The following is a 13,750-nucleotide window of genomic DNA, read 5'->3' on the forward strand; positions in this document are numbered from 1 at the left end:
CGCTGAGGGTGTTCGATGCGGTGTGTCGCGCCAAAGGTGTCACGCGCGCCGCCCGGGTGCTTCATGTGACCCCCGGTGCAGTTAGCCAGCAGATCAAGCAGTTGGAAGTCGGGCTCGGGGCGCAGCTGTTTCAGAAGTCTGGCCGGGAGATCCAACTCACTGCGGTGGGCGAACGACTCGCCCACCGCGTCTCGGATGCTTTCGATCGCCTGAACGATGCGCTAAATGATGTGGCCGACCACCAACCGGACAAGCGGCTGCGCCTGAAAGTGACGCCAAGCCTCGCTATCCGATGGTTGGTACCTCGCTTGCGCGGCTTCTACGCGCAGCATCCCGACATTGATCTCGAGATCGCAACGATCGCAATGGCCGACGATATCCGGCTCGAGGGTGCAGACTGCGCGATCCGGCATGGCATGGGAGAGTGGACCGATGTTGAGTTGGACCACCTCTTCGACGACGAATTTCTTCCTGTCTGCGCACCAAACCTGACCAGGCATTTGCAGACACCACAAGACCTGCTGGAAGCCAACCTGCTGCACTCGATGATGCGGCCAGAAGCCTGGTCGCTATGGTTCAGTTCCGCTCACCTGGTAGATCCCCCGCGCCTGCATGGAATCACTTTGGCGAATGCGGCGTTGTGCTACCAGGCTGCGGCTGACGGGTTGGGCGTTGCCATCGCCCAGCGAGCTTACGTTGACGACGACATCCGCAGTGGTCGGCTCGTCGTGGCCGTGGATCACGTTGCCAGAACGGAGTCAGGTTACTACTTGGTCTGCGATCCGCTGAAAGCGGCAGAGGCTCCCGTGAGGCTGTTCCGAGACTGGATTCGTTCTGTCCGCTAGCAACGGGCGCGAGGTGACGCGCTCAACGAAAGCGTCAAAGACTGATCGCCGCGATTCCGGCCAACACGACCGTTGCGCCGACGATGCGTCGCGCGAGATGACCCTCGCGAAAGAGTCTGCATGCGAGGAGTGAGCCGATGATGATGGACGACTCGCGCAGCGGCGCGACGAGCGCCACCGGCGCCTTCAGCATGGCAGTGAGAACGAGGATGTAGGCGAGCGGAGAGAACACAGCCACGATGAGGATCGGGACGGCGTCGGCACGGATGGCAGCTCGAATACGATGGCGTCGGCGCAGCGCGCTTGGCGTCAGGATCAGGCTCTGCAGCAGCAGAGTGGCGGCGTAGTAGCTCACAGGCGCCAGATGCAGCGCGATGACCGAGTAGCCATCCCAGACCGTGTAGGCGGCGATGGTCGCCCCCGTCGCGGCGCCCCAGAGCAAGCCCTGAATCGGGCGGCGGCTCCCGCTTCTGAACGGGTTGCCGGTAACTACGAGAATGCCCGCTATGACGAGTGAAGCACCGAGCATCGCGACTGCGGTGAGCTGTTCGCCCAGCAGGAGGATCGCGAAGAGCATCGTCAGCACCGGCCCGGTGCCGCGGGCGACCGGATAGACCACCCCCAGCTCGGCACGCTCGTAGCCGGCCTGCAAGGTGAGAGAGTAAGCGGTGTGCAACACAGCCGAGACAGCGGCGCCCGCCACAAGCGGCCAATCGAGCACATGCTGCCCATTTGCTACGAAGGCGATGCTGATCGGGACGCACAGCAGCGCCGAAGCGTAGGTATAGGCGCAGACGAACAACAAGGCATCCCCCCGCTTGTACTTCGAGGCCAGGTTCCATACCGCGTGAGCTACCGCCGCGCCGAGGACCATCGCGACGGTGCCAAGCTGCATCAGGCGATATCGGGCAGGTCGATGCCCGCCCGTTCGGCGCGGCGGCTACGCTCCGGGTCACGCAGAGCGAGGGCCGCGACCAGCGCGTCAATCACCACGAGCTGCGCCAGCCGACTCCCGGCCGCGGCCATCTGGGCCGGCAGCGGTGCACCGCCGACGACAAGCGAGATGTTCGCGAGGGTCGCCAGGGGTGTCCCGTACTGGTTGGTGATTGCGATGAGTGAGGCTCCGGCAGAAGACGCCGCATCCGCGATGGCCAGCGTCGTCGATGTGCGACCGGTCGAGCTGACGGCGATGACGGCGTCACCGGGACCGAGGAGCCGCGCGGCGATCATTGCCGACAGATAGTCCGGAATGCCGATGGTCGTCACGCCGACCGCGCGCAAACGGAAGACCGCGTCGGCGGCGACCGTCGCCGAGGGGCCGGCTCCGAATGCGATCACTTGGCGCGCGTGCTGGATGGTGCTGACCGCCTGGTCGAGCGCGGACAGCTCGACCGCCCCGCCCAGCGCCGTCAATGCGTCAGTGCCTGCGCGGATCGAAGCCTCGAGCACCGCTGCCGTCGTCGCGTCCGCGGTGAGTACGCCAGGCGGCGCGAAGAACCGGGTGGTACCGCGGGCACGAGCGATCTCGATCTTGAGCTCAGTGAACCCGCTGAACCCGATCGCACGCGCGGCGCGGATCACGCTCGGCGGCGACACGCCGGCGCGGGCCGCCACCTGCGCAGTCGTGCTCGCGCCAACAAACAAGGGATCGGCGAGCAGGAGCTCGATCACCTTCGCCTCGCTCGCAGCGAGATCGCCACTTCGGGCCTGGATGCTTCCGATCAATTGCACCAGTCGCGCGTCTCGAGAAACTCCGTTACCATCGTTGTTCATTATGTGTAATAGATTACAGCGCGCTTTTGAAGAGCGCAAGCATGGCGTGGACGAACGCTGAACGAGACGGTCGAAGGAGTCTGTGTTCATGAAGACAACAAGCGCTGCATCCATCGCCGTCGTGGGACCGGGTGCCATCGGCACCGCAGTCGCGGCGGCACTGCACGAAGTCGGTCGCACCCCGTTGCTGTGCGGCCGCACACCCCGCGATCGCCTGACGCTTCAGGATGGCGAACGCCTCATCACCGTTCCCGGCCCAGTCTGGGTGGATCCCGCACAACTCGGGCGCACCGTCGACCTCGTCTTGCTGGCGGTCAAGGCGACACAGATCGAGGCGGCGGCAGAATGGCTCACCGCGTTGAGCGGCCCGGAAACTGTCGTCTGCGTTCTGCAGAACGGCGTCGAGCAGTTGGAGGGGGTCACTCCGCATGACCCACGCGAGCGGATCGTTCCGGCGGTCGTGTGGTTCCCTGCACAGGCGCAATCGGATGGCTCGGTGCGCCTGCGCGGAGACATGCGCCTTAGCCTGCCAGACACATCGGACGCTCGCTTGGTTGTCGAGGCACTGCAAGGCACCCGGTGCCGCGTGGAGCTGGCCGCCAACTTCCGCGCGGTGGCCTGGCGCAAGCTCCTGCAGAACGCGGTGGCCGGACTCATGGTGCTCACGCACCGCCGCTCCGGCATGTTCGGCCGGTCCGACATCGCGAAGCTCGCCCTTGCCTATCTGCGGGAATGTCTGTCCGTGGCCCGCGCCGAGGGTGCGGAACTCGGCGACGAGGTGCCGCAGGAAATACTCGACAAGTTCCAGGCATCTCCCGCAGACATGGGCACCTCCATCCTCACGGATCGCGAAGCCGGCCGGCCGCTGGAATGGGATATCCGCAACGGTGTCGTCCCGCGTCGCGGCCGGGCCCACGGCGTCCCGACGCCGATCAGCGACGTCCTGGTGCCGCTCCTCGCCGCCGCGAGCGACGGCCCCGGCTGATCCTTCGCCCGATGATCGCGCTGTCGCTCCTCTTCCTCCTCGCCCTCGGCGCCGGAGCGCTCAGCGGGGTTGTCGGCACCGGCTCATCGCTGATCATGCTGCCCGTCCTGGTTGCCCAATATGGACCGCGGATCGCTGTGCCCGTCATGGCGATCGCCTCCCTGTTCGGCAACATCGGGCGCGTGATCGTCTGGTGGCACGAGATCCGATGGCGGCCGGTACTCGCCTACGCTTTGACCGGGGTCCCCGCCGCCGTGCTCGGTGCCCACACGCTGATGACGATCCCGCCCTTCGTGACGGACGTGTTCCTGGCAGCCTTCTTCCTCTCAATGATTCCCCTGCGCCGCCTCATCAGGCGCTCCCACATCCACTTGCGCATCTGGCACATGGCCCTCGCCGGAGCGCTCGTCGGATTCCTCACCGGACTCGTGCTGTCCACCGGACCGCTCAGCGTGCCGGTGTTCACCGGCTACGGAATGAGCGGCGGCGCGTATCTCGGATCGGAGGCGGCAAGCGCGCTGCTGCTCTATGCGGGCAAGCTCGGCACCTTCGGCATCGCCGGGGTGCTGACGCCGGCCGTCATTGCACGCGGGCTCGCCATCGGCCTCGCCCTGCTCGCCGGCTCGATGATCGCCAAGCGACTCGTCCAACGGCTCCAGACGCACACCTTCGAGTTCCTCATCGATGCAGTGCTCGTCGCGGGGGCTGCAGGAATGATGCTCGCCCTCCAATGAACTGCAACGCCAGCCTGACCGGCAGCCATGGCACTAGTCCGCTTTGAATCCCGAAGCTTTGACCACAGGCTCCCAGAAGGCGCGCATTTCGCTGAACTTGGCACGAGCATCAGCCGGCGAGCTTCCCGTCTCCACAAAGCCGAGCGCGCGGATCTTGCGCGCGAACTGCTCGGTTGCAACTGCTCGTCGGATCGCAGTGCTCCATTCGGAGACGGCGGCCGCAGGCGTTCCGGGAGGAAGGCATATGGCCAGTGCGCCGACTGCGGTGAGTTCCTTCCGGCCGAGCTCGCTGAACGTTGGAACGTCAGGCAAAAGCGGCGAGCGTTGCGCTGAGGTCACCGCCAGCACGCGAAGCTTGCCGGCATCGTGGTGCTGTGCGAAGTCTCCGACAGTTGAAGTTCCCGCTGCGACGTTGGCGCCAACGAGGTTCACGATCATCGGGGCAGCGCCCTGGAACGGCACGTCCTGTAGCGGTGTGCCGATGACTTTGGCTATCTGCAATCCCAAGAAGTGAGTCGGACCTCCCGATGCGGCATGGCCGAAGTTGGCCTTCTCGGGATGGGCGCGCACCCATTGGGCATATTCAGCAAAGGTCTTGACGGGCGAGGACGCTGGTACAGCCAGCGCCATCGGAAACTCGACCACCGTCGACGCCGGCAGGATATCCCGCTCCGGAGCGTAGTTGAGCTTGGTGAAGACGAATGGATAGATCGATTGCAAGAAGTCAGGACACAGCATTGCCACGCTTCCATCGGCAGGGGCGGCACGCAGCGCATCGATCGCAATTTTTCCGCCGGCTCCGGGCCTGTTCTCAACCACGACTGTGCGATCGAGCGGCGCATGCAACTGATCCGCAAGCGCCCGTGTGACGACATCGAGTGTCCCGCCAGGCGAGAAGCCCACAAGGATCTTTGCGGGCGGTCGGCTGGCCTGTTGTGCCATCGCCGACGGCGCGCCGAAGGACGCGGCAAAGATGAATGCGAGGTTGTAGAGCCAGGCGGTACACGGTTTATTCAAGAGCTGCTCCAGGGAAATTCAGCCAAGTCACGTCGGTTGTTGAACGCCGGCACGAGGCCGCTCGAAATATTCGAGCGCAGAGCGACCGACGCCTCTTGCCCTCTTTGCGAGCCAAGTCAGCGACCCCGGAAAACCGGAGCGCGCTTTTCAGCGAAGGCTCGGCGCCCCTCCAGTCGGTCCTCGCTATCCCTGAGGACGCCAAAGGCCTGGCGTTCCAGTTCGAGCCCGCCGGCAAGCGGCAGCTCCCGTCCCGTCATCGCCAGCCGCTTGGCGGCCGTCATCGCCAACGGCGCATTGGCGGCCATTGCTCGTGCGAGGTTCATAGCCGTTTCCTGCAGCGCGGAAAGCGGAACCACCTTGCTGACCAACCCGATCCGCAACGCCTCGCTGGCATCGATGCGTTCGCCCGTGAGCAGCATTCGCATTGCGTCCGACTGCCCCACTGCGCGGATCAGGCGTTGCGTGCCGCCGGCGCCTGGGATGCTGCCGACTCGCACTTCCGGCAAGCCGAACTGCGCGTTTTCAGAACAGATCCGGATGTCCGCAAGCAAAGCCAGTTCAAGTCCGCCGCCGAGGGCATATCCATTGATCGCAGCGATGACGGGCTTGTCGGTCTGCAGCGTGCCGAAATTGACATGCCGGGTGCCGGCGCGAAAGACCTGCCGAGCTGCGCTGTCGGCGGGAGGCATTGTTTTCTTGAGGTCCGCACCTGTGCAGAACGCACGCTCGCCCGCGCCGGTCAGGACGAGTACGCGGATTTCCTCGTCGCCCGAGACCTCCTCCCAGATCTCGAGCAACCGCTCGTTGGACTCCGGATCGATGGAATTCATGGCTTCGGGCCGATTGAGGGTGACGATGGCGACGCCACCCTGGACTGTTTTGTCGATGGGCATGGATTTGTTTCAGTTCGGGGGAAAGCTGGCGGCAATGACCGCCTCGATGTTTGCTGGCGGCATCCCGAGTTCGTCAAGCACCTCACGGGTGTGCTGTCCGAGTGTTGGAGCAGCCCGTCGCGCCTGAGGCCGCTCGCCAACCGCACCCATCACGCTTCGTGGCATCGTCAACGCACCTGCGACCGGGTGAAGCAAGGTCTCTGTGAGCGCTGCTTCGACGAACGGCGCGGACTGCGTTACTTCGGCATAGTTGTTGATGGGACCGCAGATGATGTCCACGGCCGCGAACTGCTCGAGCCAGAAGGCACGAGGATGAGCGAGCATGCGTGCTTCAAGCAGGCGCAACAGAGTCTCGCGGTGCTGCAACCGACTCTTGTTCTCGGCGAAACGCGGGTCAGATGCAAGCTCCGGCGCACCGATTGCGGCACACAAGGCCTGCCATCGCGCAGGGTGATATGCCGCCACCATGATCCAACCGTCGGCACAACGCAAGGCCTCGTTTGGCGTCGAATACGGCGCCGCGTTTCCCTGAGGGCCCGGCACATGACCGTCGGCGAAATAGGACGCGAAACTGACATGCTGTAGCGCGATGGCGCTGGCGAACATGCTTGCTTCCACGTGTTGGCCCAAGCCCGTGCGTTGGCGATCCGCCAGAGCAGCCAGGATCGAGATGGTCGCGAACGACCCCGTGACAAGATCGACAACCGGCACAGGAACCTTGCACGGCTCTCCATCGGGCGCGCCGGTGACGCTCATGAGGCCACTGACGGCCTGCAGCACGCCGTCGACACCAGGCAGGTCCTTTGCAGCTCCAAGCTGACCGTACGCGGAGACCGAGCAGTAGATCAGCCGCGGATTTGCCGCAGCCACTGTGGCGTAGTCAAGCCCCAGGCGTTTCATCACCCCCGGACGGAAGCTCTCCACCAAGACGTCCGCCTGCTCGACCAGCTGTAGCGCCGCTTGCCTGTGAGTGGCCTGCTTGAGATCAAGCACGATGCTGCGCTTGTTGCGATTCAGGGCCAGGAAAGGGACGCCCTCGCCATGAACCCAGGGTGAGAGCGCTCGAGAAAGATCGCCGACAGGACTCTCAACCTTGATGACATCGGCGCCGACGTCAGCCAAGCACAGCGTGCATGTAGGTCCTGCCATGACTTGAGTGAAGTCGATGACTTTCAGCCCCTCTAATGCATTAGCTAGCACCTTCTTCACTCCATCCGGATATTGTTGGCGCGGATCACCGGCTCCCACTTCGCGCGCTCAGCCCGCAACATGCTTTGGTACTCCGCTTGTGTCACTACCATCGGTTCGAACCCGGCTGCTGTGAGCGTCGCCCGAACATCGGGGCTTTGCGATGCCTTTGTGATCTCTGCATGCAGCCTGTTGACGACCGTCTGCGGCACGCCTTTCGCCACACAGATGTCGTACCAATAGCTCGCGTCATATCCCTTGATTCCACCCTCGGCGATCGTCGGAATCTCGGGCGCCAGTTCGGATCGTTTGACGCTGCCCACACCCAGCACTTTCACCTGGCCACCGTGTGAGAACGGAATGGCTGTGGACAGACCGATGATTGCAAGCGGCAGATGGCCGCCTATCACATCCTGAACAGCCTGCGCAGTGCCCCGGTAGCCGACGTGGGTCAGCTTCAATCCAGCCATGGAGCCGAGCAGCACGCCCGCAAGATGTTGGGGGGTCGTAGGGCCAGGCGTTCCATAGCTCATCCCTGGATTCTGTTTGGCGTGAGCTATTAGCTCTGCCATGTTCTCAACCGGAAGCTTTTTGCTCGCAATCAGGGCAATCGGCACACTCGCCAATGGAGCCACCTGAATGAGGTCGGTTGCGGCATCAAATGGCAATTTATTGTTGAGAAGGTTCAGCAGCGCGACGTTTCCGCTGCCGGTGGTCAACGTGTATCCGTCGGGCTTGTTGCGCAAGAGCTCGGCGTACGCTATTGCACCGCCCGCGCCGGGCTTGTTCTCCACGATGACCGCTTGGCCCAACTGCTCACCGATCTTCTTCATGACGATGCGCACTACGGTGTCGGTGCCGCCCCCGGGCGTATAAGGAACGAGAAGCCGAAGCGGTCGCGCCGGATATTCCTGTGCGAATGCGAACGATCCGGCAGTCGCCGCGATGCTGACGAATGTCCTGCGTTTCATGACATAGATGCTCTGGCTGCCGGATCTCAGACGGATGGGCTGCTGAGGCTGCGCCCGCCGCAGACGTACAGAAGCTGCCCCGTCACGTAACTTGAGCCGGGTTCGGCAAAGAACCGGACAGCGCGAGCTATGTCGTCCGGCTGGCCGATGCGCTCCATCGGCACCGATCTGCGGAGACTCTGCTGAACGTCCTCGGCCAGCGTTGCGAACAGTGGTGTCTCAACAATGCCAGGCGCGATAGCGTTCACCGTAATGCCCTTGCGTGCGTACTCCAGCGCCAAGGAACGGGTCAGGCTGACGACGGCACCTTTGGAAGCGGAATAAGCTGCTTGGCCGCGATTGCCCAACCATGCACGAGACCCGATGTTGATAATGCGGCCGAACTTCTTTTCCGCCATGTGGGCCAGAACCGCCTTTGAGCAGATGAACTGGGAGTTGAGATTCACCTCGATCACTCGTCTCCAAAAATCCAGGTCCATCTTGGACACGAGCTTGTCGCCGCCGATGCCAGCGTTGTTCACCAGAATATCGATGCGACCATAGGATGCAACGAGCTGAGCGACCGTGGCTTCTACTTGTTCAACAGAACTCACATTGACCGCAAAGGTCTTGACATGGGCACCCTCACTGGCAAGAACTTGCTCTGCTTGACGCAGCGCCACCTCGTCAAGATCCCAGAGCATGATGCGGCAACCAGCCTGAGCCAGAGAGCGAGCTATGCCGAGGCCAATGCCTTTCGCACCGCCGGTGACAATGGCGACAAGGCCTTCCAGCGTGGCCGGCGTGGTGATGTTGGTCTGGTTCATACCGGTCCCGTTCAGAGCGAGAGAATGTGGATTGAGCAAGCGGCATGGTCCATGCCCCAGATGCCGCCGCCAGTCACTTGCGTGAGGCCTATCCGCGCTCCCTGTACTTGGCGCGCTCCCGCGCGGCCCTGCAGTTGTTCGCAGACCTCTACGATCTGCGCAACACCGGTCGCTCCAGGAGGGTGTCCCTTGGCCAGGAGGCCGCCACTCGGGTTAACAGGCACGCGCCCGCCCAAGGTGGTCGCACCGCTTTGCAAAAGACCTGCCGCATCGCCGCGATCACAAAGGCCGAGTGCCTCGTAGTAGAGCAGCTCGGAAATGGTGAACGCGTCGTGCACTTCCAGCAGGCTGAGATCCTGCGGCCCCACACCGGCCTGCTCATAGGCCAGCTTGGCGGCACGCGCCGTGATTTCGGCCTCCGTCATGTCCACCGGCGTGGTTTCGAACAACCCGGACTGCACCACGGACGCCAGGACCCGAACCGGCTTTGCAACGCCCCTTGAGGGCTTGGTGCTGAGCACGAGGGCCGCTGCACCGTCAACCACGGCGGGACAGCACTGCAGCAGCGTGAGCGGCTCGGCCACTGGGCGGGACGCAAGAATCTCCTCGCGGGTCGCCAGCTTTGCAAACTTGGCGATGGGGTTGAGAACACCGTGCATGCGGTTCTTCACGGAGATATCCGCCAGCGTCTCGAGCTTGAGACCCTGATCGTGCATGTATCGCCGAGCGCGCATGGCGTACAAGGCCGGCATGATCATGCCGCGCCTGTTGTTCCAGTCCTTCTGGCTGAGCTGCAATGGCCCGCCTCCGAGACTGCTCAGATGATCCATTCCGAAGACCAGTACGGTGTCGTACTGCCCGGCCTTGAGCGCCTGCAGTGCGAGATTCAGTGCGGTCGCTCCGCTTGAGCAGGCGTTGTCCACGTTGTAGACCGCGCCCCCGTTGGGATGCAGTTCACGCAGTGCACGCTGCCCCGGCAACGTGGCCCCGAGCGCGTTGCCGCAGTAGAACGCCTGTACGTCGGAAAGCTGCGTGCGAGCATCTTCCAAGGCGTCGAGAATGGCCGATTGAACCATCGCCTCCTCAGTCAATTCCGGAAAGCGGCCAAAATCGGTGATTCCAACGCCGGTGATCAATGGCAGGTTCATGGCATCACTCCTGGAAGGCGTAATCGGGCGTGCCGTCGGGCAACGCGAAAGGCACCACACGCACGCGGCTTTCGATCGCAGGTGGGCTTCCATCGAACAAGAGCCGACCGAAGGCGCGAACGCCCGGCTCGAAGTCGACCATCGCCAGGCAGTACGCCGGCTTGTCTTTGCCGGGGTGCACCACAGTGAAGCTGTAGAGAGACCCGGTCGGTCCGAGTTCGACTTCCTCGATCTGCTGGTTGTCTTGAACGAATTCGATCGGTGGGAATTGAGGAGGCTGCCCGCCTGCCTGAGTGGCAACAAGCAACATGCCGCCAGGGGTTTCACGGAAGTGGGAATCCGTACGCTTGATGATCTTCAAAAGGTGTCTCCTGTTCCGGTGGCAATTGCCACGGCAACAGGTAGTGTGGTGACCCAGGCTCGGCCAGTCATTGGATTTCTACTGGGCACTCTTTAGCATTTCTAAAAGATTGGAACGTGTAGTCCTGCTAAACCGACAGCAGCCAAACTGCAATGACGGCCACCGTGTGCACGCGGATACTGAATGAATGAAAGAACAAATTCGCGTTCCGGTCACCTTGATGCGCGGCGGCACAAGCAAGGCGGTTTTCCTCGCACAGCGTGATGTGCCGTCGGAGCCGGAATCGCTGCAGCGATTTCTACTGGCTCTGTTCGGCAGCCCCGATGTGCGCCAGATCGATGGGCTTGGCGGAGCCGACATCCTCACGAGCAAATGCGCAATCATTGGCCCTCCGTCACACCCTGACGCAGACATCGACTACACCTTTGTGCAGATCGGGATCGATCAGCCAAGCGTGAGCTTCGAGATCGTCTGCGGCAACATTTCATCGGCCACGGGGGTCTACGCGCTGCAGGAGCAATTGATTCCTGTGCAAGAACCCTCCACCACCGTTCGAGTGCACAACACCAACACCGGCAAGATCCTGCGCATGGTGGTGCAATGTGCGGACGGCGAGCCGCGCGTGGAAGGTGACAGCGAAGTGGATGGGGTGCCCGCCAAGGGCGCTGAAGTCGCGTTGGACTACTCCGGCACCAGCGGCGCCACGACGGGCAGGCTGTTGCCCACCGGGCAGGCACGCGATTCGGTCTACGTCTCAAAGCTCGGTCGTGAGATACCCGTCTCGATCGTCGATGTGGGCACGGCGTGTGTCTTCATCCGCGCGGCGGATCTGGGCGTTACCGGCACGGAACTTCCCGGTCAGCTCAGTCCTGCCATCTACGAGATGGCCGAGGAAGTCAGGCGCTGGGCCGCCAATCGTTGCAACTTGCCAGAGTCAGGGACCCTCACGCCCTATCAGATCCTCATCGGCGCACCGCAAGACTATCGGACCATCGGCAGCGATCGAATCGTCAAGTCGTCGGAGATCGACTTCGTTGCGCGCATGGTTCTCAATGGCGGGGCGATGCACAAGGCCTTTCCTGGCGGTGGCTCGGTCTGCCTTTCCGTGGCGGCGCAGATCGCGGGGACGATTCCGGCTGAGGCGCGAGGAACTCATGCCGGCCCGACGCGCATCCGCATCGGGCACCCAAGTGGTGTGATCGGGATTTTTGCGAATGTGGCTCGCTCTGCYGACGACGAGTGGACGGTCCGTGAAGTGCACTTCACTCGAACTGCTCGGCGCTTGCTGGATGGAACGGCCTATGTGAGGCGAGCCCTTCTCGACGTGGGCTGACGATGACGCAAGATCTTTTTTCTCTGCAAGGCCGCACAGCGCTTGTCACCGGTGGCTCACGGGGCATAGGCCGCATGATCGCCGAAGGATTCTTGGGCCGGGGTGCACGCGTCTACATCAGCGCGCGCAAAGCTGCAGCGTGCGATTTGGCGGCTGCAGAGCTGTCGAAGAACGGCCACTGCGTCTCACTGCCCTATGACGTGTCCACGGTCGCGGGTTGCCAGGCTCTGGCCGCTGCCTACGCTCAGCATGAACCCGCGCTGGATATCCTGGTCAACAACGCTGGCGCTGCCTGGGGGGAAGACTTTGATGCTTTCCCCGAAAGCGGCTGGGACAAGGTGGTCGATCTCAATCTGAAAACGCCCTTCTTTTTGACGAAGGCGCTGTCCGAGCCGCTGCGCGCCGCGGCCAAGGCGCGTGTGGCAAAGATCATCAACATTGCCTCCACGGATGGGATCGCGCTCAATCCTCAGGAGAACTATTCCTACGTAGCCAGCAAGGCGGGCTTGATCCACCTGACACGGCGGATGGCGCTGCGCCTGGCGCAGGACAACATCGCGGTCAGCGCCATTGCACCTGGTGCGTTTCCATCCGAGATGAACCGAAACGCGCGCGACCGCGGGGACGAACTGTCCGAGTACATACCCGCCAGACGCATCGGCACTTCAGAGGACATCGCGGGCGCGGCGATATTCCTGGCGTCGCGTGCAGGTGACTATGTGATGGGCTCCACGCTGGTGGTAGACGGTGGTGTGACCCACGCCCGAGCCTACAGGTGAGTGTGTCTATTGGATGGCCGCTGGCTTCCGGCGACGCGCTGACCTGAAACCACGTGTCATGCACCGACTCGAAAGCGGTCGTTGATGTAGGTGGCGGGTGGCTTTCCAAAAGCCTTCTTGAACATCGTATTGAACGCAGAGGGCGACTCATAGCCCAGGTCATAGGCGACTTGCTGGACAGTCGCGCCGCCGGACAGCTCCCGAAGCGCCACGATCATCTGCAGCTGGCGTCGCCAGCGTCCAAAGCTCAGGCCTGTCAACGAGGTGCAGAGTCGATTCAACGTTCGATCGCTCATGCCCAGTTCGCTTGCCCAATTCGTCTGGGTCCTGCGATCGGAGGGATCGAGCATCATGGCCGTTGAAATCTTTCTAAGCCTTGCGTCCTCGGGCATCGGCAGGAACATTTCTTCCCTGGGCATCGCGCACAGTTGGTCAAGCAGCACCTGCGCCAGTCGATCGGTGGGCCCGCCAGCTTCATAGAAGGGCGGCAATCCTGCGAGGTACTGAATCATCTCGCTGAGCATCGGGCTGATGCGCAAGGTGCAGCAACTGGCAGGCAAAGGGGCAGCGCCAGGTTCCACGAAGAGGTAGAAGATCAGCGCGTTCGCCGTCCCTCGGTTGCTGTGTGGCGTGCCGCCCGGAATCCACACACCCGCCTGAGGCGGGACCATCCATAGGGCACCGGGCACATCACAAGAGACGGCACCGCGCAGTGCGATCACGAGCTGGCCAGACCGGTGCTCGTGAACAGGGATCTCTCGCTCGCGCGCCGCCACATCGACGCGCAGTGCCATCACGGGTACTGACGGTTCGTAGTCCAGACCTGGCTCACCGAATTCTGCTCTTCGCATATTGAGAAAGTTGGTGTTGCTCCCGCCACCCGGCTTATGTCTGCCTATGCGGGCTCCTCATTGTTG

Annotated in this window: 15 protein-coding genes; 5 read left to right on the forward strand and 10 right to left on the reverse strand. The window is 62.9% G+C overall.

Annotation, left to right across the window (positions count from 1 at the left end; genetic code table 11):
- Positions 1–8 precede the first annotated feature (8 nt).
- A complete protein-coding gene (locus tag AC1DMA_RS05775; RefSeq protein WP_478143557.1) occupies positions 9–845 on the forward strand; it encodes a LysR substrate-binding domain-containing protein in 837 nt (278 codons plus the stop codon).
- Positions 846–879: 34 nt separating this feature from the next.
- On the opposite strand, the gene AC1DMA_RS05780 is transcribed toward AC1DMA_RS05775, so the two are convergent.
- Together AC1DMA_RS05780 and AC1DMA_RS05785 are read right to left on the reverse strand one after the other, a co-directional pair.
- Positions 880–1,740: an EamA family transporter gene (locus tag AC1DMA_RS05780; RefSeq protein ID WP_478124167.1), complete on the reverse strand. Its 861-nt coding sequence runs from the start codon at positions 1,738–1,740 to the stop codon at positions 880–882.
- Positions 1,740–2,618 (reverse strand): MurR/RpiR family transcriptional regulator, encoded by an 879-nt coding sequence (locus AC1DMA_RS05785; protein WP_478143968.1) that lies wholly within the window; start codon positions 2,616–2,618, stop codon positions 1,740–1,742. The genes AC1DMA_RS05780 and AC1DMA_RS05785 overlap by 1 nt, the downstream gene beginning before the upstream one ends.
- An 88-nt stretch (positions 2,619–2,706) precedes the next feature.
- On the opposite strand from AC1DMA_RS05785, the gene AC1DMA_RS05790 reads away from it, so the two are divergent.
- Entirely contained in the window at positions 2,707–3,603 is an 897-nt protein-coding gene (locus tag AC1DMA_RS05790; protein ID WP_478143558.1) for an oxidoreductase, read from the forward strand.
- Between the two features lie 11 nt (positions 3,604–3,614).
- Positions 3,615–4,337: a sulfite exporter TauE/SafE family protein gene (locus AC1DMA_RS05795; RefSeq protein ID WP_478143559.1), complete on the forward strand. Its 723-nt coding sequence runs from the start codon at positions 3,615–3,617 to the stop codon at positions 4,335–4,337.
- Between the two features lie 33 nt (positions 4,338–4,370).
- Here AC1DMA_RS05795 and AC1DMA_RS05800 read toward each other — a convergent pair whose 3' ends face one another.
- The 7 genes from AC1DMA_RS05800 to AC1DMA_RS05830 form a co-directional block, all read right to left on the reverse strand.
- The gene (locus tag AC1DMA_RS05800) at positions 4,371–5,354 is read right to left on the reverse strand and encodes a Bug family tripartite tricarboxylate transporter substrate binding protein (protein WP_478143560.1); all 984 of its coding nucleotides are present in this window, start codon (positions 5,352–5,354) and stop codon (positions 4,371–4,373) included.
- A 116-nt stretch (positions 5,355–5,470) separates the two neighbouring features.
- Positions 5,471–6,247 carry an enoyl-CoA hydratase/isomerase family protein gene (locus AC1DMA_RS05805; protein ID WP_478143561.1) on the reverse strand — a complete coding sequence of 259 codons (777 nt, stop codon included), beginning with the start codon at positions 6,245–6,247 and terminating at the stop codon, positions 5,471–5,473.
- Between the two features lie 9 nt (positions 6,248–6,256).
- Entirely contained in the window at positions 6,257–7,495 is a 1,239-nt protein-coding gene (locus AC1DMA_RS05810; protein ID WP_478124173.1) for a CaiB/BaiF CoA transferase family protein, read from the reverse strand.
- Positions 7,453–8,406, reverse strand: coding sequence for a Bug family tripartite tricarboxylate transporter substrate binding protein (locus AC1DMA_RS05815; RefSeq protein ID WP_478124174.1), 954 nt, complete (start codon positions 8,404–8,406; stop codon positions 7,453–7,455). Before AC1DMA_RS05815 ends, AC1DMA_RS05810 begins: the two co-directional genes overlap by 43 nt.
- A gap of 26 nt (positions 8,407–8,432) precedes the next feature.
- Positions 8,433–9,212, reverse strand: a complete 780-nt coding sequence (locus AC1DMA_RS05820; RefSeq protein ID WP_478143562.1) for an SDR family NAD(P)-dependent oxidoreductase — start codon at positions 9,210–9,212, stop codon at positions 8,433–8,435.
- 11 nt (positions 9,213–9,223) lie between these two features.
- Positions 9,224–10,360, reverse strand: a complete 1,137-nt coding sequence (locus AC1DMA_RS05825; protein WP_478124176.1) for a thiolase family protein — start codon at positions 10,358–10,360, stop codon at positions 9,224–9,226.
- A gap of 4 nt (positions 10,361–10,364) precedes the next feature.
- Positions 10,365–10,721, reverse strand: coding sequence for a Zn-ribbon domain-containing OB-fold protein (locus tag AC1DMA_RS05830; protein WP_478143563.1), 357 nt, complete (start codon positions 10,719–10,721; stop codon positions 10,365–10,367).
- A gap of 187 nt (positions 10,722–10,908) precedes the next feature.
- On the opposite strand from AC1DMA_RS05830, the gene AC1DMA_RS05835 reads away from it, so the two are divergent.
- Complete coding sequence (locus tag AC1DMA_RS05835; protein WP_478143564.1) at positions 10,909–12,054, forward strand: PrpF domain-containing protein; 1,146 nt, start codon at positions 10,909–10,911, stop codon at positions 12,052–12,054.
- 2 nt (positions 12,055–12,056) lie between these two features.
- Positions 12,057–12,833, forward strand: coding sequence for an SDR family oxidoreductase (locus AC1DMA_RS05840; RefSeq protein WP_478124179.1), 777 nt, complete (start codon positions 12,057–12,059; stop codon positions 12,831–12,833).
- Between the two features lie 56 nt (positions 12,834–12,889).
- Here the strand turns inward: AC1DMA_RS05840 and AC1DMA_RS05845 are convergent, their stop codons facing one another.
- Positions 12,890–13,684 (reverse strand): AraC family transcriptional regulator, encoded by a 795-nt coding sequence (locus AC1DMA_RS05845; protein ID WP_478143565.1) that lies wholly within the window; start codon positions 13,682–13,684, stop codon positions 12,890–12,892.
- Positions 13,685–13,750: the final 66 nt, after the last annotated feature.

This window comes from Variovorax sp. 05N34, from assembly GCF_056397405.1.